The sequence below is a fragment of the Companilactobacillus sp. FL22-1 genome, from assembly GCF_043951805.1.
Taxonomy (GTDB): domain Bacteria; phylum Bacillota; class Bacilli; order Lactobacillales; family Lactobacillaceae; genus Companilactobacillus.
On sequence record NZ_JBINJY010000001.1, the window covers coordinates 285,603 to 309,733 of the forward strand.

General features: G+C 36.6%; 22 protein-coding genes and 1 pseudogene. 4 read left to right on the forward strand and 19 right to left on the reverse strand.

Annotated features, from left to right (window positions below; translation table 11 throughout):
• Positions 1-48: 48 nt before the first annotated feature.
• From ACG72T_RS01345 to ACG72T_RS01385, 9 genes and pseudogenes are all read right to left on the reverse strand, one after another.
• Positions 49-486: a hypothetical protein gene (locus ACG72T_RS01345; RefSeq protein WP_395264141.1), complete on the reverse strand. Its 438-nt coding sequence runs from the start codon at positions 484-486 to the stop codon at positions 49-51.
• A 228-nt stretch (positions 487-714) separates the two neighbouring features.
• A complete protein-coding gene (locus ACG72T_RS01350; RefSeq protein ID WP_395264142.1) occupies positions 715-2,028 on the reverse strand; it encodes a Sapep family Mn(2+)-dependent dipeptidase in 1,314 nt (437 codons plus the stop codon).
• 14 nt (positions 2,029-2,042) lie between these two features.
• A complete protein-coding gene (locus ACG72T_RS01355; RefSeq protein ID WP_395264143.1) occupies positions 2,043-3,359 on the reverse strand; it encodes a PTS sugar transporter subunit IIC in 1,317 nt (438 codons plus the stop codon).
• A 15-nt stretch (positions 3,360-3,374) separates the two neighbouring features.
• The gene (locus ACG72T_RS01360) at positions 3,375-3,899 is read right to left on the reverse strand and encodes a GrdB-related putative oxidoreductase (RefSeq protein ID WP_395264144.1); all 525 of its coding nucleotides are present in this window, start codon (positions 3,897-3,899) and stop codon (positions 3,375-3,377) included.
• Positions 3,900-3,915: 16 nt separating this feature from the next.
• Positions 3,916-4,638, reverse strand: a complete 723-nt coding sequence (locus ACG72T_RS01365) for a GntR family transcriptional regulator, LSA1692 subfamily (protein ID WP_395264145.1) — start codon at positions 4,636-4,638, stop codon at positions 3,916-3,918.
• Between the two features lie 13 nt (positions 4,639-4,651).
• Positions 4,652-5,605, reverse strand: a complete 954-nt coding sequence (locus ACG72T_RS01370; protein WP_395264146.1) for a N(4)-(beta-N-acetylglucosaminyl)-L-asparaginase — start codon at positions 5,603-5,605, stop codon at positions 4,652-4,654.
• 346 nt (positions 5,606-5,951) lie between these two features.
• Positions 5,952-7,625, reverse strand: a pseudogene (locus ACG72T_RS01375) (alpha-glucosidase).
• Positions 7,626-7,716: 91 nt separating this feature from the next.
• On the reverse strand, positions 7,717-8,475 hold the full coding sequence (locus ACG72T_RS01380) for a YibE/F family protein (protein ID WP_395264147.1): 759 nt from the start codon (positions 8,473-8,475) through the stop codon (positions 7,717-7,719).
• Positions 8,476-9,552, reverse strand: a complete 1,077-nt coding sequence (locus ACG72T_RS01385) for a YibE/F family protein (RefSeq protein ID WP_395264148.1) — start codon at positions 9,550-9,552, stop codon at positions 8,476-8,478.
• A 380-nt stretch (positions 9,553-9,932) separates the two neighbouring features.
• On the opposite strand from ACG72T_RS01385, the gene trpX reads away from it, so the two are divergent.
• The 4 genes from trpX to ACG72T_RS01405 all read left to right on the forward strand — a co-directional run bounded on the left by trpX (position 9,933) and on the right by ACG72T_RS01405 (position 14,256).
• Positions 9,933-10,940, forward strand: coding sequence for a tryptophan ABC transporter substrate-binding protein (gene trpX, locus ACG72T_RS01390; RefSeq protein ID WP_395264149.1), 1,008 nt, complete (start codon positions 9,933-9,935; stop codon positions 10,938-10,940).
• Positions 10,937-11,827, forward strand: coding sequence for an ABC transporter permease (locus tag ACG72T_RS01395; protein WP_395264150.1), 891 nt, complete (start codon positions 10,937-10,939; stop codon positions 11,825-11,827). Before trpX ends, ACG72T_RS01395 begins: the two co-directional genes overlap by 4 nt.
• Positions 11,824-12,573, forward strand: coding sequence for an ABC transporter ATP-binding protein (locus ACG72T_RS01400; RefSeq protein WP_395264151.1), 750 nt, complete (start codon positions 11,824-11,826; stop codon positions 12,571-12,573). Before ACG72T_RS01395 ends, ACG72T_RS01400 begins: the two co-directional genes overlap by 4 nt.
• Before the next feature lie 171 nt (positions 12,574-12,744).
• The gene (locus ACG72T_RS01405; RefSeq protein WP_395264152.1) at positions 12,745-14,256 is read left to right on the forward strand and encodes a peptide ABC transporter substrate-binding protein; all 1,512 of its coding nucleotides are present in this window, start codon (positions 12,745-12,747) and stop codon (positions 14,254-14,256) included.
• 60 nt (positions 14,257-14,316) lie between these two features.
• Here ACG72T_RS01405 and ACG72T_RS01410 read toward each other — a convergent pair whose 3' ends face one another.
• From ACG72T_RS01410 to ACG72T_RS01455, 10 genes are all read right to left on the reverse strand, one after another.
• Positions 14,317-15,435: an SLAP domain-containing protein gene (locus tag ACG72T_RS01410; RefSeq protein ID WP_395264153.1), complete on the reverse strand. Its 1,119-nt coding sequence runs from the start codon at positions 15,433-15,435 to the stop codon at positions 14,317-14,319.
• An 80-nt stretch (positions 15,436-15,515) separates the two neighbouring features.
• Positions 15,516-16,889, reverse strand: a complete 1,374-nt coding sequence (locus tag ACG72T_RS01415; RefSeq protein WP_395264154.1) for a DUF438 domain-containing protein — start codon at positions 16,887-16,889, stop codon at positions 15,516-15,518.
• Positions 16,873-17,115, reverse strand: coding sequence for a DUF1858 domain-containing protein (locus tag ACG72T_RS01420; RefSeq protein ID WP_395264155.1), 243 nt, complete (start codon positions 17,113-17,115; stop codon positions 16,873-16,875). Before ACG72T_RS01420 ends, ACG72T_RS01415 begins: the two co-directional genes overlap by 17 nt.
• Positions 17,099-17,446 carry a metal-sulfur cluster assembly factor gene (locus ACG72T_RS01425; RefSeq protein WP_395264156.1) on the reverse strand — a complete coding sequence of 116 codons (348 nt, stop codon included), beginning with the start codon at positions 17,444-17,446 and terminating at the stop codon, positions 17,099-17,101. The genes ACG72T_RS01420 and ACG72T_RS01425 overlap by 17 nt, the downstream gene beginning before the upstream one ends.
• A gap of 169 nt (positions 17,447-17,615) precedes the next feature.
• A complete protein-coding gene (eis, locus tag ACG72T_RS01430; RefSeq protein WP_395264157.1) occupies positions 17,616-18,788 on the reverse strand; it encodes an enhanced intracellular survival protein Eis in 1,173 nt (390 codons plus the stop codon).
• Positions 18,789-18,878: 90 nt separating this feature from the next.
• Positions 18,879-20,234, reverse strand: coding sequence for a 6-phospho-alpha-glucosidase (locus ACG72T_RS01435; protein WP_395264158.1), 1,356 nt, complete (start codon positions 20,232-20,234; stop codon positions 18,879-18,881).
• 25 nt (positions 20,235-20,259) lie between these two features.
• Entirely contained in the window at positions 20,260-20,712 is a 453-nt protein-coding gene (locus tag ACG72T_RS01440; protein ID WP_395264159.1) for a PTS glucose transporter subunit IIA, read from the reverse strand.
• A gap of 11 nt (positions 20,713-20,723) precedes the next feature.
• Entirely contained in the window at positions 20,724-22,142 is a 1,419-nt protein-coding gene (locus tag ACG72T_RS01445) for a PTS transporter subunit EIIC (protein ID WP_395264160.1), read from the reverse strand.
• A 12-nt stretch (positions 22,143-22,154) separates the two neighbouring features.
• The gene (locus tag ACG72T_RS01450) at positions 22,155-22,931 is read right to left on the reverse strand and encodes a carbohydrate deacetylase (protein ID WP_395264161.1); all 777 of its coding nucleotides are present in this window, start codon (positions 22,929-22,931) and stop codon (positions 22,155-22,157) included.
• 75 nt (positions 22,932-23,006) lie between these two features.
• Positions 23,007-23,843, reverse strand: coding sequence for a PRD domain-containing protein (locus ACG72T_RS01455; protein ID WP_395264162.1), 837 nt, complete (start codon positions 23,841-23,843; stop codon positions 23,007-23,009).
• Positions 23,844-24,131: the final 288 nt, after the last annotated feature.

A 24,131-nucleotide genomic window follows, 5' to 3' on the forward strand; every position in this document is an offset into this window, starting at 1 on the left:
ATGCTGCATATTTATAAATATGCAGCATCACTTTTTTAATAGATCTATTTAAATCCATGTACTATCGGTCACATGAATCATTTTATTCTTTGAACTTTTATAATAGGAGTCATTGAACCATTTAGATTTATTGCCAATTTCAATCACCTTTCCCTTAGGTAATCTTTTAGACGTTTTCTCCCCGTTGAGCTTATATACAACTGTTCTTGGATTAGTTATTTTTAGTTTAAAATCATTTGGAATATTGGTACTAACCATATTTGAATCAGGTCTACCAATTTTTGTTATTACCTTAACGTCACTAGCTTTCACCAAGTGATTCTTAGAAATACGATAATAAAAATCTCTCGAACTTAACCTTTTCTTATTACGCAAGGTGGCCGCTTGGACATTATCATAATTATTGCTGAAAATTAAAGCATTAGCTAAACTAATACCAAATAAAAAGATTAAAGCATACAAGATGCCTTTCCTGAATAGTTTCATCTTTATTCTCCCTTTGAATCAAACACAAATAATTATACTTATGAAATTTCAGGAAAACAAATATTTGATTTTCAGAAACAAACTATTAATTTTTAACTTATCAAGACAAAGCTAAACGGAAAGTCACCGGCAAAATACCGAGAATTTTCCGTTCTAAAAGCAGCATAATTAAAAATTCAAACTTAAGGACTAAGATCAGCTAGTCAAAATACAGTAAACTTTACTTTTTTAAGTCAACTCCGACAATAAACAATCGTAATAAATTTGCATAATCATTTGCCAATCACTATATTTCATCCATTCATCCCCTTTATGGGCTATGCCTTTCTGCCCAGGAAATGACGGACCAAAAGCCACTATATTTGGCATCTTTCTAGCGTATGTTGCTCCCGTGGTTGTAACTGGAGTTCCATCTAATCCAGTATCTGCTTCGTATATCTTTGAAAACTTTTGCATAAAGGGTAAATCCTTATCCTTAACGACAGATGGAAAACTGCGATTAATCATTAAATTCATGTCCGGCATTAGACGACTACGTATTTGATTCAACACTGTCGTTTCCGTAAAAGTAACCGGATATCGCAATGAAAAACTTATTTCTAAAGAATCATCAACTATATTAATTTCATATAAAGACAATTGTAAATCACCCGAATCGTCATCATGATAGTCTATTCCTAACCCCTGACCATTTGTTTGGTGACCGAAACTTTGATTGATCCAATCAAACACTTGTCCAATTTGTCCGTCTAAACTAGTGCAGCTTTCAACTAATTTAGGTAAGACATTATCTGCCAAATCAGGCGCATTGCTTGGTGCCTTTTTACCGTGGAATTCTAATTTATTTCCTAAAATTGTGACACTAGCATAGTCGGGCAAAAAGCTTCGATCAAATACACCACTTAGGTCATCAATTTGTTTTAGCGAACCATCTTTAATACTTTGACTGATCGTTAAATCTAAAATTCCACGTTCACCATAAACGATAGGAAATTTACAGTCTGGTGTGAATCCACCATAAGGAGGTTTCTCAACTTTCAAGAATTTAGAAATATCGCGACTACCCATTTCCTCATCCGTTCCAAACATGATACGAACTCTTTTTTTCAAAGGTATATTTTGCTTTTTGATTAAATATAAAGCTAACAAAGCAGCCATTAATGGACCTTTATTATCTAAAACGCCACGCCCATACATATAACCATCTTTAATGGATAAATCAAATGGCGGATAATTCCAGTCATCAACTACATCGACAACATCAGCATGTCCTAAAACTCCAAAATAATCATTTGCGACAGTCGCTTCAGGCCCGTATTCAGCCCATCCAACACAGTCGGCTACCTGCCCTGTTCGAAATCCTAATTTTTCTGACAGTTCCAAAAGATATTCTAAAGCTCGTTTAGGTCCAATTCCAAAGGGAGCTTGATAGGTTTTTTCTCCATTAACACTGGGGATTCTTATTAACTGACGTAAATCATCCAAAAATTCTTGTTCTGACTGATCAAACATTTCTTGAAAATCAGGCCTTATTTTTTTCAATCCTCTCATCCCTTCTAAATATTGCTAAAATCAATATCGACATCATTCATTTCTTCAGCTGCAGCTTCTTCATCCAGATATTGTTTATCTAGCATCCTTACAAATGGATAGTAAATTATAACGCCTAGAACTAACTCAAATAACTGTAAAACTGATGCTAGCCAACTACCTGTCGAGAGCCATCCAGATATCAATGGTGGAGTTGTCCATGGCAACATGACCCCATTTGTATATGGTATCCAGTGAAGACTGAACACAATACCAGAAATAAGAGTATTTAAAACAGGCACAATAATAAATGGTATAGCAATAATTGGATTCAAAACGACTGGCAATCCAAAGATAATAGGTTCATTAATTCCAAAAATTCCCGGAACAATGGCCAATTTACCTAATTCTTTAATCCGTTTCGACTTACATACGAATAACATTACAATCAATAGCGAAAGCGTACTACCACCGCCACCATATGTTGTGAAAATATCAATAAATTGTTGTGTATAAATGTGAGGCAACTTGGCACCACTTTGAAAGGCTTTTAAATTATCTTGTGTTAAGACAAAGAAAATTGGTGACCAAACACTATTTGTAATAGTTGGCCCATTAATACCAAAGCACCATAACAATGATGCCAAGAAATTATATAGAAGTACTGATGGTAATGAATTACCTACATTCTTCAATGGTGCTTGTAACATGGTATAAATGAAATTATAAGCTGTTCCAAAGTCAGTTAAACTAAATAAAATTCTGATTAAAAAGAAGAATAAGATTACAAAACCACTTGGTAATAATGCATCAAAAGATTCACTAACAGCAGGAGGAACTCCATCAGGCATTTTAATAGTCCAATTACGTTTGATTGCAAAACGATAAAGTTCAACACTGACTAAAGCCGTGAACAATCCCAAGAAAATACCATTAGGTCCTAAATAAATTGTTTGAACTGCACCTAATGTTTTCTTACCAACTTCAACTGTAGTTGGTGTCATTATCAAGAACGAAACAATTGCAACTGCACTGGCATGAACTGCTTTCAGTCCACGATTTTTACCATATGCATAAGAGATACCAAAACAAGCCAATAAACCTGTAAAACTAAAAACTGAATCAGATACGGCACTAAACCATTCCGACCATTTTGGCCCTAAGACGCCACTCCAAAAATCAGCCCAGCCAGGAATTGGAAAATTACCAATTAGCAGGAAAATTGATGTAACGATAATTAATGGCGTAATAATTAAAAATCCATCCCGAAGTGAGCGTAGAACCACATTATTGGCGAGCTTGGTCGCCACTGGCATTAATACTTGCTCAAATTTTTTTTGCACAGAAATCATTCCCTTCTAAAAACAATAATCATTTACAAAATCCGTTATATCCTCTTTCTTAACTTTCATTTCACACAATTCAATGCCCCGATCAATTGAATCCGCTAATCCAGTTCCTCCTTTCTTAGGCATGTGAATAATATTTAACTTATCTTTAAACTCGGCAATCGTATCCGCATTTTTCTCTTCTGCAATCATGGCGACAACAGGGATATCTGAATCATTTTGGACTGCTAAACCAACACTGCAAGCCATTTTAGAAAAATCCGTATAATCATATGCCGGACCGACAAGTAACACATCTGGTTGCATTTTTTTACACATTCTAGTGATCTTTCCGTTCACTTCATCTCGATTCTTCTCGTAGTATTCAGTTCCGCAAAAGAATGTTGCCATGACCTCAGAATCTTTTTTCTTTAAATTCTTATCAATCGTGTCTGCGGCTCCCATTGGCAATTTTTTCCCACCAAGTTCAGTATCCGCCTTCTCTTTGCCACCTAAACCAGATTGAATTTGATCTAAGAAGACTATTACTTTCATACTATTAACCTCCAAATCAATGTTTTCTATACAGGATATTATGGAAAGTATACTTATCAGCTCGATAATAAGATTCATCATAAAGAATGGGATAACCTTCAACCGAATATGAAGTTGTTTGAGCAAAAAATGCCTGGCTATTTACAGGAACGTGTAACATCTTACTAATATTTTCGTCTAATAGTACTGCCTCTAACTCTTGTGATCCGTACGATATGGTGATATTTTTTTCAATCATCTTAAATAAAGAACCAAGTGCATTTTTTTCATTTAATTCGGGTAAAAATTTCTTTTGAATATAAATCATTTCATGAGTCATTGGTTCCTTATCAATAAGACGTACGCGTTCTACTTCCCAAAGTTCCGACGTCTGATCAAGCATTAATTGTTTGACTACTTGCTCAGAAATATTAGAGATATCTGAAACGCTAGCAAGTTTGACGAGAATAGTTTCAGCTTTTAACTGCCTACTTTCAGCAGCTTCGGTAAAACTCACCAGACCTTGTGATCCACTTGAGATCTTTAGCGCAGGTGATAAAACAAAAGTCCCACGGTTACGATCCTTTACCACTACATGTCTTTTTTCCAACGTCTCTATAGCCTTACGAATGGTCAAACGTGTAGTACTAAATTGAAATGCCAATTCATTCTCTGATGGTAATTTTTGATGGACTCCATATTCGCCATTATCAATCTTTTTTTCTAAATCTTTAGCAATTTGACTGTATAAATACTCCATGAATAAAACTCCTCTAATCTATTGGTGCCTTAATTCTCTTTTCATATGCATCCAACCAATCCTGCGTTATTGGTTCAATTTTAGTTTTTTGGTTATCCACTGGGTGAGCTATATAAATTTTTGCGTCATCATCTTGTGTACCAACGGCAAAGGTAAACTCAACATTTGTCGCTACTCCCCACTCTCCTGCTTTGTTCAAAGCTACCAGTGAGAATTCTCCTGCTTTGCCATAACGCTTCTTTAATTTTTCAACAAAAGGATAGACTGCTTTATCACAAGCCTCTTGAGGACTAATCCCTGCCCCCATTAACCGCACAATCTCATAACATAGGCACCCTTTCATGATATCTTCACCTAGTCCAGTTGCTGCAGCACCTCCAATCTCGCTATCTGCATAAAATCCATCACCAACTAGTGCAGAATCTCCAGTTCTTCCGGGCTTCTTCATGAAAAGTCCTGAAGTTGAAGTTCCCACATTTATTGATCCTTTTTTATCTAGGCTAACCATGCCAACCGTATCATGTCCGTCATAGGGAGAAAGATTCTTTTCAGCGATTTCTTTTTTTCGCTTTTCCCATATCTTTTTGGCCCTATCTGTTAGCATATTCTTTCTTTCAAAGCCATTTTGAGTAGCGTACTGAGTGGCACCATCGCCTACCATTACGCTGTTAAAATGTTCATGACTGAGACTTCTAGCAACCGAAATGGGGTTTTTAACATCACTGATACCCATGACTGCCCCCACCTCAAATGTGTCACCATTCATAAAAGCGGAATCCATTTCTACAAAACCATTAGCGTTTGGTAAACCACCATATCCTACTGATTTAAAAAAAGGATAATTCTCTACTTCTTGAATGGCAGTTTCAACGGCATCGCCAGCATTACTATCATTTTTAAGTAAATTCAATCCTTTACACAAACCTTCATATGCCATTCTCCAAGTACCAATCATTGCATAAGTCATTTCTCTCCTCCTTTTGTATACGTTTTCAAAAAGTAGTATAGTCAGGATTGTATATATAATCAATACCTTTTTATTGCCAATGGCCGATAATAAGGTTAAGTAAATCAACTAAATACCCTCGATAAGCGACGAACTGCACCTCATAAAATTTGAGGTAATCTGCAAACTTTGACTGGGCTAAATTAGATGGTGAAAAATTTTAATTCGGTCAAAAAAATAGAAGAGTCCATTGTGGATTCTTCTATTTTTTCTTATCGTATGTGTACATGCACATATCATCGAACTTATTTCATTGTGTTCAATAATCAAAAGCTGAGCCCTTGATTTCATAACTTGTATATTATAGCTATTTGAATAAATAGATCTTACTTTCATATGGACGCAGCTCCATATTTAAATCATCATTATAGTTTCCAAGCAATAATTTACCTTTAGCCTGACCATAGTCCCTTGTAAGCATTTCTTTAGTGAAATTACTAATTACCAACAATGTTTCTCCGTTATAACGGCGCTTGTAAGCAAATACTTGTTCATCCTCGGGATCTAACAATTAATAATCTCCATAGACAATCAAATCGCTATTATGACGTAGATCAATCAATTTCTTATAGTAACTGAAGACGGACTCGCCATCTTCAATTTGATCCCTTGCATTTATCTCCGGATAATTAGGATTCAATTCAAACCATGGTTTAGTACTTGAGAATCCTGAATTCTTATTTTCATCCCATTGCATAGGTGTTCTAGCATTGTCACGCGACCGGGCGGATAAATATTTCAACATCGAATCTTTATCAATGATTTTCTCTTCATCCACAAATTCGTGATAAGCATTGATAGATTCCAAATCTTCATATTGAGAAAGCTTTGTGTAGTGAACATTAGTCATTCCCAACTCTTCACCTTCATAAACATAAGGTGTTCCTTGCATCATGTGCAAAGTTGTACCTAGCATTTCAGCTGCTTTAACTCGGTACTTAGGGTCATCCGTCGCAAAACGAGAAACCGCACGTGGCTGATCATGATTATTCCAATACAGACTGTTCCAGCCTTTTTTGTTGAGTTCGGTTTCCCATTTACTCAATGATTTCTTTAGCTCAACTAGTTTAACTGGTGCATCATACCATTTTCCTAATCGTTGATCTGGATTACCTGAAAGTCCCACATGATCAAATTGAAAGACCATATTCAATTCATTTGAATCAAGTCCTGTATATTTTATAGCATCTTCGGGCGTTGAATCAGGCATTTCTCCAACAGTCATAACGTCATATTTAGATAAGACTTTTTGGTTCATTTCTTGTAAAAATTCATTCAAACGCGGACCATCTGCGACAATTTTGCCAACGTTGGCATAGCGCTCATTTGGTTCTTTGTGCCCATCAGGCAAGCCAGCAGGTTTAGAAATCAGATTGATAACATCCATTCTAAAACCATCAACACCTTTATCAAGCCAAAAGCGCATAATATTCCACACTTCATCACGAACTTTAGGGTTTTCCCAGTTTAAATCTGGTTGACCATCAGCAAAGAGATGCAAGTAATACTGACCAGTTGTCTCATCAAATTTCCAAGCTGGTCCATTGAAATATGAACCCCAATTATTTGGTTCATGCCCGTCAACTGGGTCACGCCAAACATAATAGTCACGATATGGATTATCTTTAGATTTTCTACTCTCTTGGAACCATTTATTTTGGTCGGAAGTATGATTTACCACCAAATCCATCATAATCTTGAGACCTAATGTATGAGCTCTTTGTAACATTGTCTCAAAGTCAGCCATTGTTCCATAAGCCGGCTGAATACTGCGATAATCACTAATATCATAGCCGTTGTCTTTATCTGGTGACTTGTAAATTGGATTTAACCAAATAACGTCAGCTCCTAGGTCTTTGATATAAGCTAAACGACTGGTCAATCCTGGCAAATCACCAATCCCATCACCATTGCTATCTTGATAACTTCTTGGATAAACTTGATAAACTACTGATTTTTTCCACCAATCACTGTATGCCATTATTAGATCTCCCTTTTAATCATTACATCCATTTTAGGTGGACTAATTATTTTTGGCAACGGTTACACCAATTCTGTTATCGTTCACAAAATTATTTAGTGGTTTTTTTAGATTTGTTATTTGCTCTTCGATACACTAGATAAGCCGTTATCGGCACAGTCAAAATGACGCCAATGGTACAAATTAGAGTCGTTAAAACTTGAGCCACAACTAACTTATCATTTAAAATTTCGGTAAATTTATATCCTAATGAATGAATTACAAAGAATAGTGGAAAAGTTGAAGCAAAGAAATTAAATAGCAAGGTATTCGTCTGGGTATTCAATATCTTATTTCCGACTGAAAAGCCGTCATTAAATATCTCTGCTGGTGTTAAAGTAGGCTTATTCTCAACAATTTCATTTAGCCCACTGGTAATAGCCACGCTGGTTTCAGATATCACTCCTAAACTATTGATCACAATGATTGAAATTGCCAATTGTGGATAAGAAATTCCAGCGGCCAAAGAAAAGCCTTCGAGTTCATCTTGATTTTCCGCCGCCATTCCTTGAGCATTAGCCCAAAATTCTAAAGGAATCGTAATTAAAAGGATCACGATCATAATTAATAATGAGGTTTTAAAAGCAATACTTGCGGTATTGGGGTTGTCAACGTTCATATAAATTGCAACCACCAAAATAATTACCGCTATAACGATGGTCGTAATTACGGCATTGAAACCGTCGGCAATCAAAATTAATAGAGCAATGATTGAGAAGACATTAATTCCTAAACCAAACAGCAATGTCAGTCCACGAGTTCCGGTCACCATCAGCAGTAACACAACGAAAGTTAAAAATAGATATAACATTTATTTCACCCTCCTTGTTATTACTTTACTGACTATCAAGCTGGTCACCGGTACGGTCAAAATGATGCCAATCGCACTGATCAACAATTGCGTCAATCCTAGACCCAAAGTCATATCAAAGGTATAGCCAATTGAATTACCATTGCTCAAGTACAATAGAACAATATTCAAATTCTCAGCAATCACGATGAATAACAAAATATTGATCAGCGGTCCGATCAATTCACGGCCAATATTTATGCCGGATTTAAATAAAGTACTCTCACTTACATCAGACAATTCCTTTTTCATTTCAATCAATGATGAAGAAATATCCATGGTTTCATCCAAGATAACTCCCAAGACACTGAAGATAACCTGGGCAAAGAAAACTCCTTTATATGGTTGCAGTTCGAAATCGGTCAATTCAACATGCACTCCACTGTAGCCAGATAGATTCAAAATGAAGAGGCTTAACAATAATGCAGCGGTGGTTGCTATTACGGTACTGCTATATGCCATAGCCGCCTGATAAGTTGGTCCTAAGATAATCAAAAGTGCCGTTGCAGAAATCGATAACGCCGTTATAACGGTTAGAGGCATTAAAACACTATTGTGAGTCTTGATGATTGCTTGTAAAAATCCGTAAAAAATAACTACATTGATCAAGATACTGGCGAATAATTTTCGTCGATCAAATTTCATACAATAGAGTAAAAATATGACTAAACCTAAAGTAAAAACTAAACTGGTATCTCGTTTAAGGTTCTTGGGTGTATAAGTACGACCACTCTTAGATAAAATTACTTGTTGGCCCGTGGTAAATTTTGTATCGGTCAACTGAGAATTGTAATAGGTATTTTTAAACGAGATAGTTTTACCTTTACTTTTTGTATTCAAAAGCCGTCCGCTAACTTTTTGAGTAATTTGCGTGTCCGTATTTTTATATTCATCCGTCGAGGTAGACTTTCCTAACTTTTTAACATTTTCGACTTTCATGACGGGATCGTGATATAAAAAACTATCAAAGTAAGTTAATCCAGTAATGCAGGCGACGATAAATCCAACTAGCAACAGGACTTTCAATTTTTTTTGCATGTTATTTCCTCATACTTTTACAGTTAACTACATTATATGTTTTTTCAGAAAATATTTAATAATTTTCGCATTATAAATTTGTAGTTGACATTTCCTGAAGGTTGAAATATATTTGAGACATCAATTTGTTAGGAGAAATGGATTATGAAATCATTAAACTCTCTAAACATCGTGAATATTCGTTGGCAAAGCCGATAACTCAGATTGGTCCGAGATGGATTCAGTCTGAAGAGGATTGAATCCGTGTCGGCTTATTAAACTATGATAATTTCAAAGCCCGCATGGAAAAATTTTTCAAATTTAACCATGTGGGTATTTTATTCTATAAGGCAATCCCACATACTCTGGGATTGCCTTTTTAATTTGGGGGAAATATAACGATGAAACATACGAGAAGACTTTACGCAACACTAATTGCTTTGGCAATGTTTTTAATTTTTGCATACTTTTACACCGGCCGTTCTGATCGGCAAGCTCAAAACGCTATTCCAAAAGTTGGGGTCTTACAGTTAATGTCACACCCTGCTTTAGACCAGATCAACAAGGGGATCGATGATACTTTAAAGAAGAACGGTTATATCGATGGCAAGAACATCAAAATTGAATTTCAAAATGCTCAAGGGGATCAAAGTAATCTTCGAACGATCAGTAAGCAATTTGTCCAAGATAACGTCGATGTAGCAGTCGGAATTGCTACTCCATCAGTTCAATCATTAAAGAATGCCACATCTAAGATTCCTATCGTCATGGGAGCTGTTACCGATCCTGAAGGTGCTGGTATCATCAGTAACAACCAAAAGCCTGGTGGTAACATCACTGGTGTTTCTGATCAAGCACCATTAGAGGCTCAACTCAAATTGATGAAACAAGTCATCCCTAACCTAAAGACAATTGGGATCATTTACACATCAAGTGATGCTTCAGCCACTAGTCAGATGAAAAAAATGAAAACTTTAGCTAAGAAACAAGGCTTAACCGTCAAAGTTTCTAGCATCAATTCAGTTAATGATATTCAACAAGTCGGTACCGCTTTGGCCGAAGGTGTTCAAACTATCTACGTACCAACAGATAATACTGTAGCTTCTGGTATGAAGTTGCTATCATCAATCGCCGCCAAACAAAATATTGCTGTTTTTCCTGCTGCAACTACTATGGTTTCAGATGGCGGTCTGGCAACAGTTGGTTTGAGCCAATATGAATTAGGCGAAGAGACTGGCATGCACGTTGTCAGAATCTTAAAGCATCAAGAAAATCCTGCTACTACACCAGTTACTTTCATGAAAAAAGGTCATTTGATTTTGAATGAAAAAATGGCTAAACAACTCAACATTCAATTTCCAGACTCACTCACCAAAGAAGCTGAAAAGAAAGGACAGATCATCAAATGAATTTAATCGTATCTACTATAAGTCAGGGATTTATCTGGTCCATCATGGCTATCGGGCTCTTTATTACTTTTAGAATTTTGGACTTTCCAGATATGACCGTTGAAGGTAGCTTTCCTCTAGGAGCTGTGACTGCAGTCAGTCTCATTCAAAGTGGCCACTCAACACTCTATGCATTATTGATTGCCTTTATCTTCGGTAGTCTCGCTGGTTTTGCAACTGCCTTTTTATACGCAAAGTTAAATGTACCGATTCTATTGGCAGGAATCTTGACCATGACGGCGCTATACTCGATCAACCTACGTATTTTGGGAAAAGCTAATATGTCTTTGACCAAGTCAACTAACATCTTCAATCAATTTGGTCTCGACAAATTGCCAACCAACTTCAACGGCATCATTTTAGGTTTAATTATCATCGCATTGATTATTTTCTTGCTGATAATCTTCTTAAATACTGAAAAAGGTCAAGCGGTCATCGCCACAGGTGACAACGAGACGATGGCAGCTTCACTTGGTATCAACACCACTGTGATGAAGTTTATCGGTTTAATGGTCTCTAACGGTATCGTAGCTCTAACCGGGGGCTTGATTGCTCAACAAAATGGCTTTGCCGACGTAAACATGGGTATCGGCGTCATCGTTATCGGGTTGTCCGCCATTATTATCGGTGAAGTAATTTACCCAGACGTTCCACTTAGCGTGCGACTGATCAGTGTTGTCATTGGTAGTGTCGTTTACCGCTTGATCTTGATGGTCGTCTTACAATTAGGCTTCAATACAAACGATTTGAAACTAATTTCAGCAATTATCCTAGCTCTTTGCTTGGCTTTGCCAACTATTCGAGCTCAATTTTTAAAAACACTGAGAAATGGGGTTAAAACAAAATGAAACCATTATTGGAAATAAAAGATGCCGTCAAGACAATCTATAACGACGACGAAAATTTAAATATTTTGAATAATATCAATCTAACCATCAATCCCAAGGATTTCTTAGTTGTTTTAGGAACTAACGGTGCAGGTAAATCAACTTTACTAGACGCCATAACTGGTACAAACAAATTAACTTCTGGCCAAATTCTATTAAATGGTCAAGATATTACCAGCGAGAATCTTGCCAAAAGAAGCCGTCACATCAGTCGAGTTTATCAAGATCCTAAATCTGGTACCGCACCTCGAATGACAGTGGCAGAAAATCTCTTGTTAGCTAAAAGACGTGGCCTGGCTCGTCGATTAAAATTACGCAACTTAAAAAGTCATATGCCTGAATTTCAAGAATTAATTTCCAATCTACCAACCCTAGACAATCGCTTGAACACTTTCACCGAAAAGCTCTCTGGTGGTCAAAGACAGACCTTGAGTTTCTTGATGGCGATTATTCAACGGCCCGAATTATTGTTGTTAGATGAGCATACAGCAGCCTTAGATCCACAAACTAGCAAAGATTTGATGGAATTAACCAATCGGATAATTTTAGAAAAAGAATTAACTTGTATGATGATCACCCATGATTTGTCAGATGCAATGAAGTACGGCAACCGTTTGATTGTCCTAAAGAAAGGCGAAATCATTCTTGATTTGAATCAGACTGAAAAAAATAAGTTGACCGAAGCCGATCTACTACAATATTTCTAGCAATTTTTACGGGAAATAATTAATTTAAGGGGGATAAAGCCACTTATGAAAATTAAGAAACGATCTTTGTTAACATTGCTACCAATTTTACTATTTAAATTAATTCTCAGTGGTTGTGGATCCTCTGCATAAAAAGATAATAAAGACACATTATCAATTAGTTCCAGTGATATGATTGCCACTATGGATTCATCCCTAAATACCGATGTGATCGGTGCACAAAACATAACTAATACTATGGAGGGGCTTTATCGTTATAACGGTAAAGATTTACAGCCCGCCATCGCTACTAAAATTGTCAAACCGACTAATAATGGCAAAACTTATATCTTTCATTTGAGACATACAAATTGGTCTAATGGCGAACCAGTTACTGCCAATGATTTTGTCTACGCATGGCGCAGAACGGTTGATCCTAAGACTGGATCTCAATATGAATACATGTTTGACGGTGTAAGGAATGCCGACCAAGTAAGTAGTGGAAAGAAGCCTATTGATTCTTTGGGTATCAAAGCTTTGGACAAATACACTTTGGAAGTAGATTTGGATACTGCCATTCCTTATTTCAATACTTTAATGGCCACTTCCACTTTTTATCCTCAATATAAACCAGCTGTAGAAAAAGCTGGCAAACAGTATGGCTTAAAGAGTGCCGGTATGGTCTTTAATGGGCCTTTTAAGCTGGTCAACTGGACTGTTTCTAATAATAGCTGGACTGAAGTAAAAAATAATTCTTACTGGAATGCTAAAGCCGTTAAACTAAAAAAAGTTAAGTATTATGTCGTCAAAGACGCTAATACCGGACTTAACCTTTATGACACTAATAGAATCAACCGTCTCGAAAGTCTTAACGGCGACACTGCTCGTGAGGTATCAAACTATAAAGACTTTTCTGTGGATAAACAAGCTGGTAATTCGTTTATTGAACTCAATCAAAAGAAGTATAAATTCTTCCGAAATATTAAAATCAGACAAGCAATATCTATGGCCATCAATCGAAGTTTATTAACCAATAATGTCATTGGTAAAACTGGTGGAATTGAACACACGGTGGTACCCGTTGGCATGTCCTATAATTCCAAAACTAAAGTAGACTTTACCAAAGAAAAAGTTCTCCAAGCATCAAATAAATACACAGACTACGATCCAACCGAAGCTAAAAAACTTTGGAAAGAAGGTATCAAAGAAACTGGTCAGAAGAATTTAAACTTTACTCTTCTGGGGGATGATACCGACGGATCAAAAAAAGAAACTGAATATATTCAAGGTGAATTGGAGAAGAACTTGCCAGGATTGAAACTCACCTTGTCCAATGTACCTTTTAAAGCACATTTGGATAAAGCTTCAACCGGTCAATTTGACATTGATGTGACGGGCTGGTTCGCTAATTATCCTGATCCTGAAACATTCTTAGATATGTTTACAACGAAAAGTGCTCAAAATAATGGTAGATATTCTAATAAGAAGTTCGACGCTTTAATTGCCCAATCAAAGACAACTGATGCCAACAACGAACAAGCTCGATGGAATGATCTATTACAGGCTGACAAGATTTTAACTGATGATGAAGGAGCTATTCCGCTTTATCAGGTCTATCAAGCCAACTTAACTAGGTCTAACGTTAAAAATTACCGACTCACGCCAAACTTTAGTTACAATTTAGTTACGGTTTATAAAAATTAATTACTGACTTCATTTTGAGAAAAAAAAGACAATCCTTTCGAGGATTGTCTTTTAGTTTGATTATAAAATATCTGATGCTTTGACCCATTCGTTCGTAGCAACACGATAATACTTAACTCCTTTAAGAGTTTGCATCTTATCAGTTGCCCATGGTGAATTCTTGCCTAAGCCACGATTTTGAATTTCTTTTCCATTGATATCATAAAGAACTGTGTAGTCAACATTCTTAGTTGTTACAACACTTCTATCAGCAGTCTGTACATTAGAGTTCTCGTCAGTATTGTTATCATTCTCTTGAGAAATAACTGAAACATCGTCTGCTTGAACCCATTCTGTGGTAGCTACTTGATAATAAGCTTTACCATTTAGAACTAACTTATTAACTACTTTCCAATCAGAACCTGAACCCAATGCACGATTTGAAATCAATTTTCCATCGACCGTGTACAAAAAGGCTGTCTTATCGCCAACTCTAACTGTTCCTTTAAATGGTGTGATTCCCTCAGCATTCTTAGTTACGGTAACGAATTGTGTATTGCCATCGCTTTGAAGATTTAAATCATTATTGCTTACTGAATATCCAGCAGGTACTTGATCACTTGTCAAAGTAACCTTATCACCAACTTTGTCGCCAAAAATTTGAGTTCTGCCAACTTCAGTTTCATCAGCTGTCTTAAAAATAATCGTATTAGCAACTTGTTTGTTGACAGTAACGTTATATTCCTTACCTGATTCTAAGGTAATAGTCTTAGTAGCATCCTTTGGCCATGAACAACCTTCTGGTAAATCGGATAAGGTGTAAGCATTGCCATCACCGCCATTAACGGTAATTGTTTGAACTAATTTATCATTTTGGTCAACAAAGTTAACTTTGGAAGAAATCATTGGTGTTACAGGTACTCCAACTTTTGCTCCCTCTGCACCAAATACAACGTTAGAACCGTCAACTAAAGCATAGCCATCAGGTACAACTCCGATCTTAGCACCTTGTTTGCCAGTAACTGATTTAGTAGCTACCTCTGCACCAGATCTATCATAATAGGTTACGGTATTAGTTACATCAGTAGTTGCTTGGGTACTCTCAGTTGCAGCTTGAACTGTTGCGGGCGTGATGATGGTTCCAAATGCCATTCCAGAAACTAAAATTCCACTTAATAATAATGAAGCACTCTTTTTCAAAATAATCCCTCCGTAATTTCCTTAATCAATCTAATAGTAGTTTAGACGAACATACGTTTCAAGTTATTATCGAAAGATTCTTATAATTTCTTTTCACCTGTTAAACTGCGAATATGCGTGACATCTTGTGTAACTTCTAAACAACCTAAATAGGTGCCAGTTTCATCACGCAAAGCATAATAACGGATATATACAAAAATTTTTCCATGCAGATTCAACCAGAATTCGTTTTTATCTGACTTACCTTCATGAAAATCTTGCAAAATTTTCTCAACCTTATCCACACTCTTAGGCGGATGACAATTAACTACCGCTCGACCAATAACTGCCTTAGTTCGTGGAAAAACTCGATCAGCAGAATTTGAAAACCATTTAACATGATCTGTTGCATCCACAAAAGTCAAATCAACTGGCAGGATTTTGAACAACGCCGTCAATTCCTGCAAATTCATTGACCCACTGTCGAACTTCACATTAATGCCCTCCAAGGAAGGAAACTCCAGCGTGGTAGGCATCGTTTGTGAACGCTGACGAATCTTTTCATGGACTGGCATTTTCTTTTTCGAATGTTTTGGTTGAGTAGGTTCTGTCAAATTCTGTGATTCAGCTAAGTTTTTTGCCATCTGATTCAATTCCTGTGCGATATCAGAGGTTTTCTTACCTTTACTTTCCTCAATTTCTTGAGCAGTTGGTTTCCACGGTAATGGTTGGGAAATCAAAGTATACCCCAATTCTGGTTCCTCTTTTTCAATTTCATACCAATCATTGGGACTGGCGACCTCATCCAACATGGGAATCATGATTTCTTCTTCTTTAAAAATCATCTCTAAGACTTCTTTTGAGGCTTTTTCGATTGATTTTTCAATTGCGTATTTATCAGGCAAAGGATCAGCATTGACCATTTGGTTAGCTTCTTTGATCCAAGATCTGATTTCATCATCAACGCCCCACATGACTTTCGGTGGTGCCGTAATACCGTACTTATCCATCAAAGGAAAAATCAGATTTTCTTTACGGGTATAATGTTTATCGATTTTCATTAAATCTTTTAATGCGTTACGCATACGTTTTAAGTAACGCTCATTTTTCCCATCTTGTTGCCATTTCTTCAAACATGGTAACAATTCGTCGTTGATCAAGGAAGTTATCACCAAGTTCTCTAATTTCATCGTCGAGACTGGATGACCTGGTTTTTCAAAGGCGGGGGTGGATTTGTTATCGGTGATCGAACCTTTGAAGACCGCTGCATGAACGTTGCAAAGATTCTGAATCTCCATCGGATTAAGGCCATTGGCAATCAATTCCCGTTCTGCCGCAGTTATCTCTGAGACATCGACACTGGAAAAGGATTCATCAAACATCTTTTTGGCTTCATCAAAGTCGCCACCCTGGTGCAGAAAGTTCAAAATTTCAACTATCTTCTTTTGACGCTGAATACTATTTGTTTGGCTCATAATTTTTTAACGAATAACCTTTCTCCACGAATTTTGCGGCAATCTGATCCAATGGTATTCCTATTGCCCGAGAACCCTTTTTTAAATTAATAAATTTACCTACACTGCCTAACATTCCGGGAACTTTAATTTTGGTAAAGCCTAAATCGTACATGATTGAGACAAAATCAGGATATTGATCGGCCAGTTCTTTGATAGGAACCTCAAAATCAATTATTTTTTCCATTTAACCACTCCATCCCTTCAGGAATCCTCAAAGTTTTTCTCGCTTCTGGGCTCATTTGGGACAGATCCCATAGTGGGTACCAAACCAACTGTATTTCACAGCTTTCAACACCTGGGACAGATTCGACCGTTTCCTTAATGCCATCGTGTAACATATCGCTCAATGGACAACCCATAGTCGTCAAAGTCATCGTTATAACGGCATGATGCTGTTGCTCTATTTCAACTTCATAGATCAAACCCAGATCAACAATGTTGATTCCTAGTTCTGGATCGATAACTTGTTTTAAAGCGGAGCGTACTTGTGCTGCAAGAAGATCATTATTAGCCATAATTATATTCCTTAATAATCGTTTTCATGGCTATTATAACAAAATCCACCTGAAACGTATCCTAAGCATTTTAACGTATTAACGTAAAATATCCTCTGACTTCAAGAGTCAGAGGATATTTTTATCTTTAGGGCTTTGATGTGAATCTTGGCGATAAAACTATGTCGTATCAAAAACTATCTTTTAACTGTGATTTTTGATGAATGAACAGTTTGTCCAGAGCTTCGATTTTATCTTGATTACCTTGAACATTGCCCACCAAAAACGACTCTTTTAATGACTGATAACCAAACATCGCCTTAGTTAAGGTTTGAACGTCAACGATTACTTCGGGAATTTCAATATCTGATTTATCAATTCCTATTTGTCCATCTTTTACGACCAGCTTCCAAATGTGATTGTTCCATGACAAGAAATCATTAACTTCCAACTCAATTGTTTCCATATTATCGACTTGTAAAGGATATTGTTGAAGGAATCGTTTAAAATCAACAATTCTTGCCATCATTGAAGGTTTGATCATGACCTGAGCTTGGGATGGATCAGTTGTAAAATTATTGACTTTCAAATTGATATCGGTCGAATTGATAATAATATTTTTATAAACTGATCGGTGTTTATTTATAAAATGAATTAGGCCAATAAATGCATCCGGCGATTGATAATACATATCTCTCACCACGAAGTTCTCCGCTTCCAAAGCATATCGAACATAACCATTAACCTCGTTGAATTCATTATAGTAAACGGCTAATCGATCCTTGGGAAACATTATTGCAAGATTTTCCCACCACCAATTATCACGAATGATCGTTGCGGAATCGTTATGCTCAGCAAACAGTTCACCAATCAAATCCTGAGCCTCTGAATATTTAAAACGTTTTAAATGGCCCATAAAAGACTGCTTATACCTAATCAAATTGGTAAACAGCATCGTTATCTGTAAACCTTCAAACACCTGCTCATAACCAAATCGCCGATAATAGTCATACGAGAACGGTCCCAAATATGAAATCGGGATATTCTTTTGGTGCATGTCGGTAAAAGCCTGCTTCATTAACTTGTCGATACTGTTATTCTGAACATATTCTGGAGCGCTCATGACATTAGCTATACCCGCCATAGGTATATTCTTATCAAAGAAATTCACTTCAAAAGGGATACTAGTCACTGAGGCCTGTAACTCATCAGCCGTTTTGATCCCGTAAACACGTGAATTGGTAAAGACTCGTTTCAGAATTGCACGATAGGGATTGTCCTCAGGCAGATTAAACGAATATAAAAATAAATCACGATATTGATGAAAATCAGAGTCGTCAAGAAGATACTTTGATTTTGACAAGGTCATCACCACTTTCTCAAACTATTACTTACTCGTATTATACATGGTTAACGAAAAAAGCACCCCTTTTAAGGATGCTCATAATATCGGTTATTCTTTAACAGCTATTTCAGTTTTTTTCAATTCTGGCCAGTAATCTTTGTTAGCAATAATCATTTCATCGAGAACTTTTTTAGCTTTCTGGGCTGAATTGACAGTCTGGTTCAGGGTGAAGGCTTGAAGAGCCTTAGAATATGAATGTTCAAAGAAAGCATCAACTAGTAATTTTTCAGCTGCGTTTTGAGCTTCCATCAAGCCTTTATGGAAATCATTAATATGATGACGCATAGCAATTGGCTCCGCACCTAGACGTCCCACATAGGCTGGAACTTCAACCACGGCATCCTCACGTAAATTAGGAATTGCCCCAAAATTAGGAACGATCAACATAAAGCGACGATGTTCATCATTCAGAATCGAGGTAGCCATATCTACAATATATTGACCGTGTTCTCCAAAATCAAAATCGATGACATCTCCAGTTTCTCCCCGACGAATCAGTTCTGCAACTTCTTTAGTATGCTTTAGACGGCCATCCATGACTTGATTAGCCCGAGTGTAGTTAGGGTCAGCGTGTTCAACCACCTCATCAGAATAAAGATAGTACTCCAGATAATTATTGGCAATTTGATCTGGAAAGTTGGTCGAAATCTTGCTTAGCATGTCCCAAGCATCTTGCCATGAATTGTCACCAGAGTTGAAGGAAGCAACTTTCATGGGCTGTTCTTGTAACTTTTGAATCAATTCTGGCATTACATCTCGTTCTAACTTCTTATTATAAATCGAAGTGTACCAACCGAAGTGATTTAATCCATAATATTGAGGAATCCAATTCTCACGATCGTAACCATAATTTCTGGCAATGGTTTCTTCTAAAGAAATCGTCATATCACATGCATTGAGCATTTTCACGTGCGGATATACTCGACGAACTGCTTCGGAAATTAAAGTTTCCGGATTAGTATAGTTGAGTATCCAAGCTTGAGGTGAATATTTTTGTACAAAGCCTACGATTTCCAACAACCCACCGATTGAACGTAATCCGTAAGCAAATCCTCCTAACCCACACGTTTCTTGACCAACTAAGCCATATTTTAATGGTATCTTCTCGTCTTTTTCTCGCATTTCCATTCCACCAACACGAATTTGTGAGAAGACAAAGTCGACGTCTCTAAAGGCTTCTTCTGGATCACTAGTTTGCACAAGCGATACATCTGGTAGATTGTTATTTTGTAACATGTATCGAATGATCAAGAACATATCGTCGTTGCGTTCTTCATCAATATCGTAAAGAGTGATCGCTGAGATTGGAAAACGGTCAATATTATTTAATACTGCCATGATGATTCCGGGTGTATAAGTACTTCCACCGCCTGCAATTGTTATATGTAGATTTTCAGTTTTCATTTTATATACCTGCCCTCGATTTTGATTAAAATTTAAATGCAATATCGGAAATAGAACTAGTTGTACTTTCAGTGACTGTCCCGTTTTGAACGTCAGGTAAAACGACTATCACGGTACTATCCTTATTTTTCTCTGTTAACAGTTTTAGATTCATCCGGGCAATCTCTTGACCTTCGCTAACTAAGTCACCTTGATGAACCAAGAGATCAAATGGTTCTCCTTTTAGATCAACTGTATCTAGGCCCATGTGAACTAATACCATAACGCCGTTATTAGCTTTGATGGTAATAGCATGTAGCGTTGGAAAAACGCTCTCGATTTTTCCACTGATTGGAGCATGAATTCTCCCGTCATGATCTTTGATAGCAAAACCTGCTCCCATCATCTTAGCCGAGAAGACCTCATCGTTTACTTCTGATAAAGGAATGATTTGTCCATTAGCGACTGCTTTTAATACTTTCTTTTTTTGAAAAAACATATTTTTCTCCTTTAGTCAGCTTCAAGTAATTTACCAAATTCGGACATGATATAAGTCACTTCCAAACCAATAACTACTTGGAAATTATTCTCTGTCGGCTTGATAATGCCACTGACACCCATCTGCTTGATTCTTTGTTCATCAACAACCGATGGATCTTTTACTTCAACTCTTAATCTTGTGTTACAACTATAAGCATCTTCAATATTATCTTTTCCACCAAAAGCTTGGAGCATCTTCTTAGCGGTATAACCGTAGTTCTTACTACCCATTGAGAGGTTTTCTTCTTCATCAGTTGCCTCAGTCCCATAATCATGCTGCTCTTCACGCCCAATAGTTGGGATGCTATTCAATTTGATCACGTAATAGAAAGTGAAGTAGTAAAGGGCGAAGAAGGCAAGTCCCACCGGTAAAATTAAAATCGGATTCGTCGCAATTTTGAAGTTGATCAAGTAATCGATAATACTAGATCCGAAAGTAAACCCTATTTTAATATTCAACAAGGCACAGACAAAACCAGCTAGTCCGGCATAGATAGCATGTATTACATAAAGCATTGGTGAGATAAACATAAATGTAAATTCAACTGGTTCAGTGATTCCGGCTACAAAAGATGTTGTAGCGCCACCACCCATGATACCTTTGACTTCATCTTTTCTATCTTTATAAGCGGCGTTATAAATTGCTAAACAGATTGCGGGAACACCGAACATCATAATTACAAAGAATCCTGATAAGAACAGTCCGGCGTTAGGGTCTCCATTGATAAAACGAGTAATTTCTCCATGAAAAATTTTGCCACTCGGTGCGACATATTTACCCATATCATAATAAACATAAGTATTCATAACGTGGTGCAGTCCAAATGGAATCAAGAGTCGATTGAGAAACATAAAAATTCCGACACCAAACGCTCCCATACCCATTAATAGCTTGGCAAATTGATCGATCCCGGCTTGAATGATTGGCCAAATATAACCGAATACAACTGCTGAAATCGTTTGGAAAACCAATACCATTGTCAGTGGGAATTTCTCACCACCAAAATAAGAAAAGACCATTGGTAATTTTTGATTTTTAAAACGGTTGTATGTCCAGGCAGCAATCAAACCAGATATGATTCCACCAAAAATCCCCATATCGATCGATTTGTTGATGATTTCCAAACCTTGTTTCAAAGTAATAATGGCTAGAAATCCTGTTAGAGCAGGAATCCCTTTGTCCTTCGCTTTGGCAAAACCAATAGCGACACCTATTGCAAATAAAATATCTAAATTTCCAAATACGGCATTACCAGCTGCCATCAAAATCGGTACGTTCAACATATCTGGGGCAGCTAATCTTAAAATTAATCCGGCTAAAGGCAAGGCTGCTACTGGTAGCAACATAGCACGGCCTAAGTTCTGTAAACCTTTTTTAAATCCACCCATTTTTCCATCCTCCTAATTAAAAATATCTCCATAATTTACTAATTCAATTTCTGCATCATCCCTAACTTCTTGAGCAAAATCTGAATCTATCAAATATTCCACTTGATTGACCCTAGGGATCGTAAAGCTCGAACCATTTTTCAAAGTTTGATCAATATAGGCAGTGTGGCACATGACTTCACTCGTCTCATCGCTACGTAACTGAATCAGTAACTCTTCAATTTGTTGTTCCCTAGTACGATTTGTTTGCCACTTGTTTTGATCTTCTTCACCCACATCATCGAAGTAAGGCTCGAAATAATCAGTATGTTTAACTTCGTTATGCCGTTCAAAATTACTGCGCACCGGTAGATCATATTTCTTAGCCAACGCAATAACTACTTCTTGATTTTTGCCAAAGGAATGTGTGTGATGATGACTGTCCAAGTGAGTTGGTATTATGCCGGCACGATAGACTTTTTGAATTTGAGCATTCCACTCTTGATATAATTGGTCCCAATCAATCTGAAAATCGGGGTCATGATAAAAACTTAACTTTTTAAAATGTCCCTCCTGATCAGTTAGAGTATCAACATTTTTTAAGAGCGGATCACCGCAAGTCAGTGTTAAATGCACTCCCACTCCTAAATTAGGTAAATCATTTTTGAAATTAACCGCTTGTTCAAAGCCTGGCATATTAGCCATCAAAGTTGTTGAAGTTAAAATGCCGTGTTGATACGCATCAACGATTCCATAATTAACGCCACGGCTATATCCAAAATCATCTGAATTGAAAATTACTTTTCCCATACTTTCCTCCTATAAAAAAAGACCTCATAGCATACACAAAAAATGTATGTCATGAGGTCACGCCCGAATAATCGGTTACGCCCTGATATTATTGTTTATTCTCATTAAATGAATTGCTAAGTATAACCGTTCGCTCTCGTTAACTTGTAAGTCATACTTTTGTTCGACCAATTCAGCAATCTTATTAGCCAATCGGTATTCCTGGCCATCTTTAAACGAATCTTTAAATAATGATTGATCAGTATCTTGGGTTGATTCATCATAGATCAATCTTTGAACTAAGAAGCGAATGTGGATCATCAAACGATTGTATAAAAATGAATCTTTGTTCAAAGCTTGAAAACCATGCGCATCAAGATAATCTAAAATAAATTTGGTAATTTCCATAATTCTCAGACTATTGAAACTATTCTGCTCACCCAGTTCTGCATTAACAATATGCATTGTAATAAAACCAGTCTCATTGATAGAGAGTTGCGTTTGATAAGCTTGATTGATTAAATCAACAACTCCTTGAGCAGTTTTGAACTCATCGGGGTACAACATCTTCATCTCTGGTAACATGATGGCAGCAATACTTGCATCATCAGTCTGTCGTTGAATTGCAAAATAAATGTGGTCTGTTAACGCAATAAAAATATTTGAATCTAAAGGCTTGGAAATATGCTGCTTAATGTAATTAACGATTTCTTCTGAAAATTCGATATACTCCAGGGGAATTTGATTAACCATTTCACTAAACATCTTGGTTTTCTCTTTGGAATCAAGTACAAACACTTTTTCTGCCATTTCTCGTTCAAGACTATCTCCTGGCTTAGCAGAAAAGCCTATTCCTTTACCTAAAACAATCTTCTCAGTTTCATTATCATTTACCAAAACAGCATTATGGTTAATTTTCTTGATTACTCTCATTTACCTAATACTCTTTTCTGTAAAATATTTCGAATAAATCAACTTATATTGACATCATCCTTTCTTGAAACAAATAAAAAACGACCTAAGAATAGTTTTTCTAACTCTTCCCAGGTCGTGCCTAATCGAATAGTAACACCCTTTGACTTCGCCCATAATCTATCATGGTTTTGTAAGCGCTGTCAACTCATTTTACTCAAAATAGCGATTTTTATTTTAAAGCACATGAATATACATTATTTTTAAACAATTAATTCTCTGATTATAATTACTACAATATATAAAATA

What these genes read in the sequence shown, in the direction of transcription:
- ACG72T_RS01345 (WP_395264141.1), bottom strand. Translation starts at nt 486, where the DNA reads ATGAAACTATTCAGGAAAGGCATCTTGTATGCTTTAATCTTTTTATTT.
- ACG72T_RS01360 (WP_395264144.1), bottom strand. Translation starts at nt 3,899, where the DNA reads ATGAAAGTAATAGTCTTCTTAGATCAAATTCAATCTGGTTTAGGTGGC.
- ACG72T_RS01365 (WP_395264145.1), bottom strand. Translation starts at nt 4,638, where the DNA reads ATGGAGTATTTATACAGTCAAATTGCTAAAGATTTAGAAAAAAAGATT.
- ACG72T_RS01370 (WP_395264146.1), bottom strand. Translation starts at nt 5,605, where the DNA reads ATGACTTATGCAATGATTGGTACTTGGAGAATGGCATATGAAGGTTTG.
- ACG72T_RS01380 (WP_395264147.1), bottom strand. Translation starts at nt 8,475, where the DNA reads ATGTTATATCTATTTTTAACTTTCGTTGTGTTACTGCTGATGGTGACC.
- ACG72T_RS01385 (WP_395264148.1), bottom strand. Translation starts at nt 9,552, where the DNA reads ATGCAAAAAAAATTGAAAGTCCTGTTGCTAGTTGGATTTATCGTCGCC.
- trpX (WP_395264149.1), top strand. Translation starts at nt 9,933, where the DNA reads ATGAAACATACGAGAAGACTTTACGCAACACTAATTGCTTTGGCAATG.
- ACG72T_RS01395 (WP_395264150.1), top strand. Translation starts at nt 10,937, where the DNA reads ATGAATTTAATCGTATCTACTATAAGTCAGGGATTTATCTGGTCCATC.
- ACG72T_RS01400 (WP_395264151.1), top strand. Translation starts at nt 11,824, where the DNA reads ATGAAACCATTATTGGAAATAAAAGATGCCGTCAAGACAATCTATAAC.
- ACG72T_RS01405 (WP_395264152.1), top strand. Translation starts at nt 12,745, where the DNA reads ATGATTGCCACTATGGATTCATCCCTAAATACCGATGTGATCGGTGCA.
- ACG72T_RS01415 (WP_395264154.1), bottom strand. Translation starts at nt 16,889, where the DNA reads ATGAGCCAAACAAATAGTATTCAGCGTCAAAAGAAGATAGTTGAAATT.
- ACG72T_RS01420 (WP_395264155.1), bottom strand. Translation starts at nt 17,115, where the DNA reads ATGGAAAAAATAATTGATTTTGAGGTTCCTATCAAAGAACTGGCCGAT.
- ACG72T_RS01425 (WP_395264156.1), bottom strand. Translation starts at nt 17,446, where the DNA reads ATGGCTAATAATGATCTTCTTGCAGCACAAGTACGCTCCGCTTTAAAA.
- ACG72T_RS01435 (WP_395264158.1), bottom strand. Translation starts at nt 20,234, where the DNA reads ATGAAAACTGAAAATCTACATATAACAATTGCAGGCGGTGGAAGTACT.
- ACG72T_RS01440 (WP_395264159.1), bottom strand. Translation starts at nt 20,712, where the DNA reads ATGTTTTTTCAAAAAAAGAAAGTATTAAAAGCAGTCGCTAATGGACAA.
- ACG72T_RS01445 (WP_395264160.1), bottom strand. Translation starts at nt 22,142, where the DNA reads ATGGGTGGATTTAAAAAAGGTTTACAGAACTTAGGCCGTGCTATGTTG.
- ACG72T_RS01450 (WP_395264161.1), bottom strand. Translation starts at nt 22,931, where the DNA reads ATGGGAAAAGTAATTTTCAATTCAGATGATTTTGGATATAGCCGTGGC.
- ACG72T_RS01455 (WP_395264162.1), bottom strand. Translation starts at nt 23,843, where the DNA reads ATGAGAGTAATCAAGAAAATTAACCATAATGCTGTTTTGGTAAATGAT.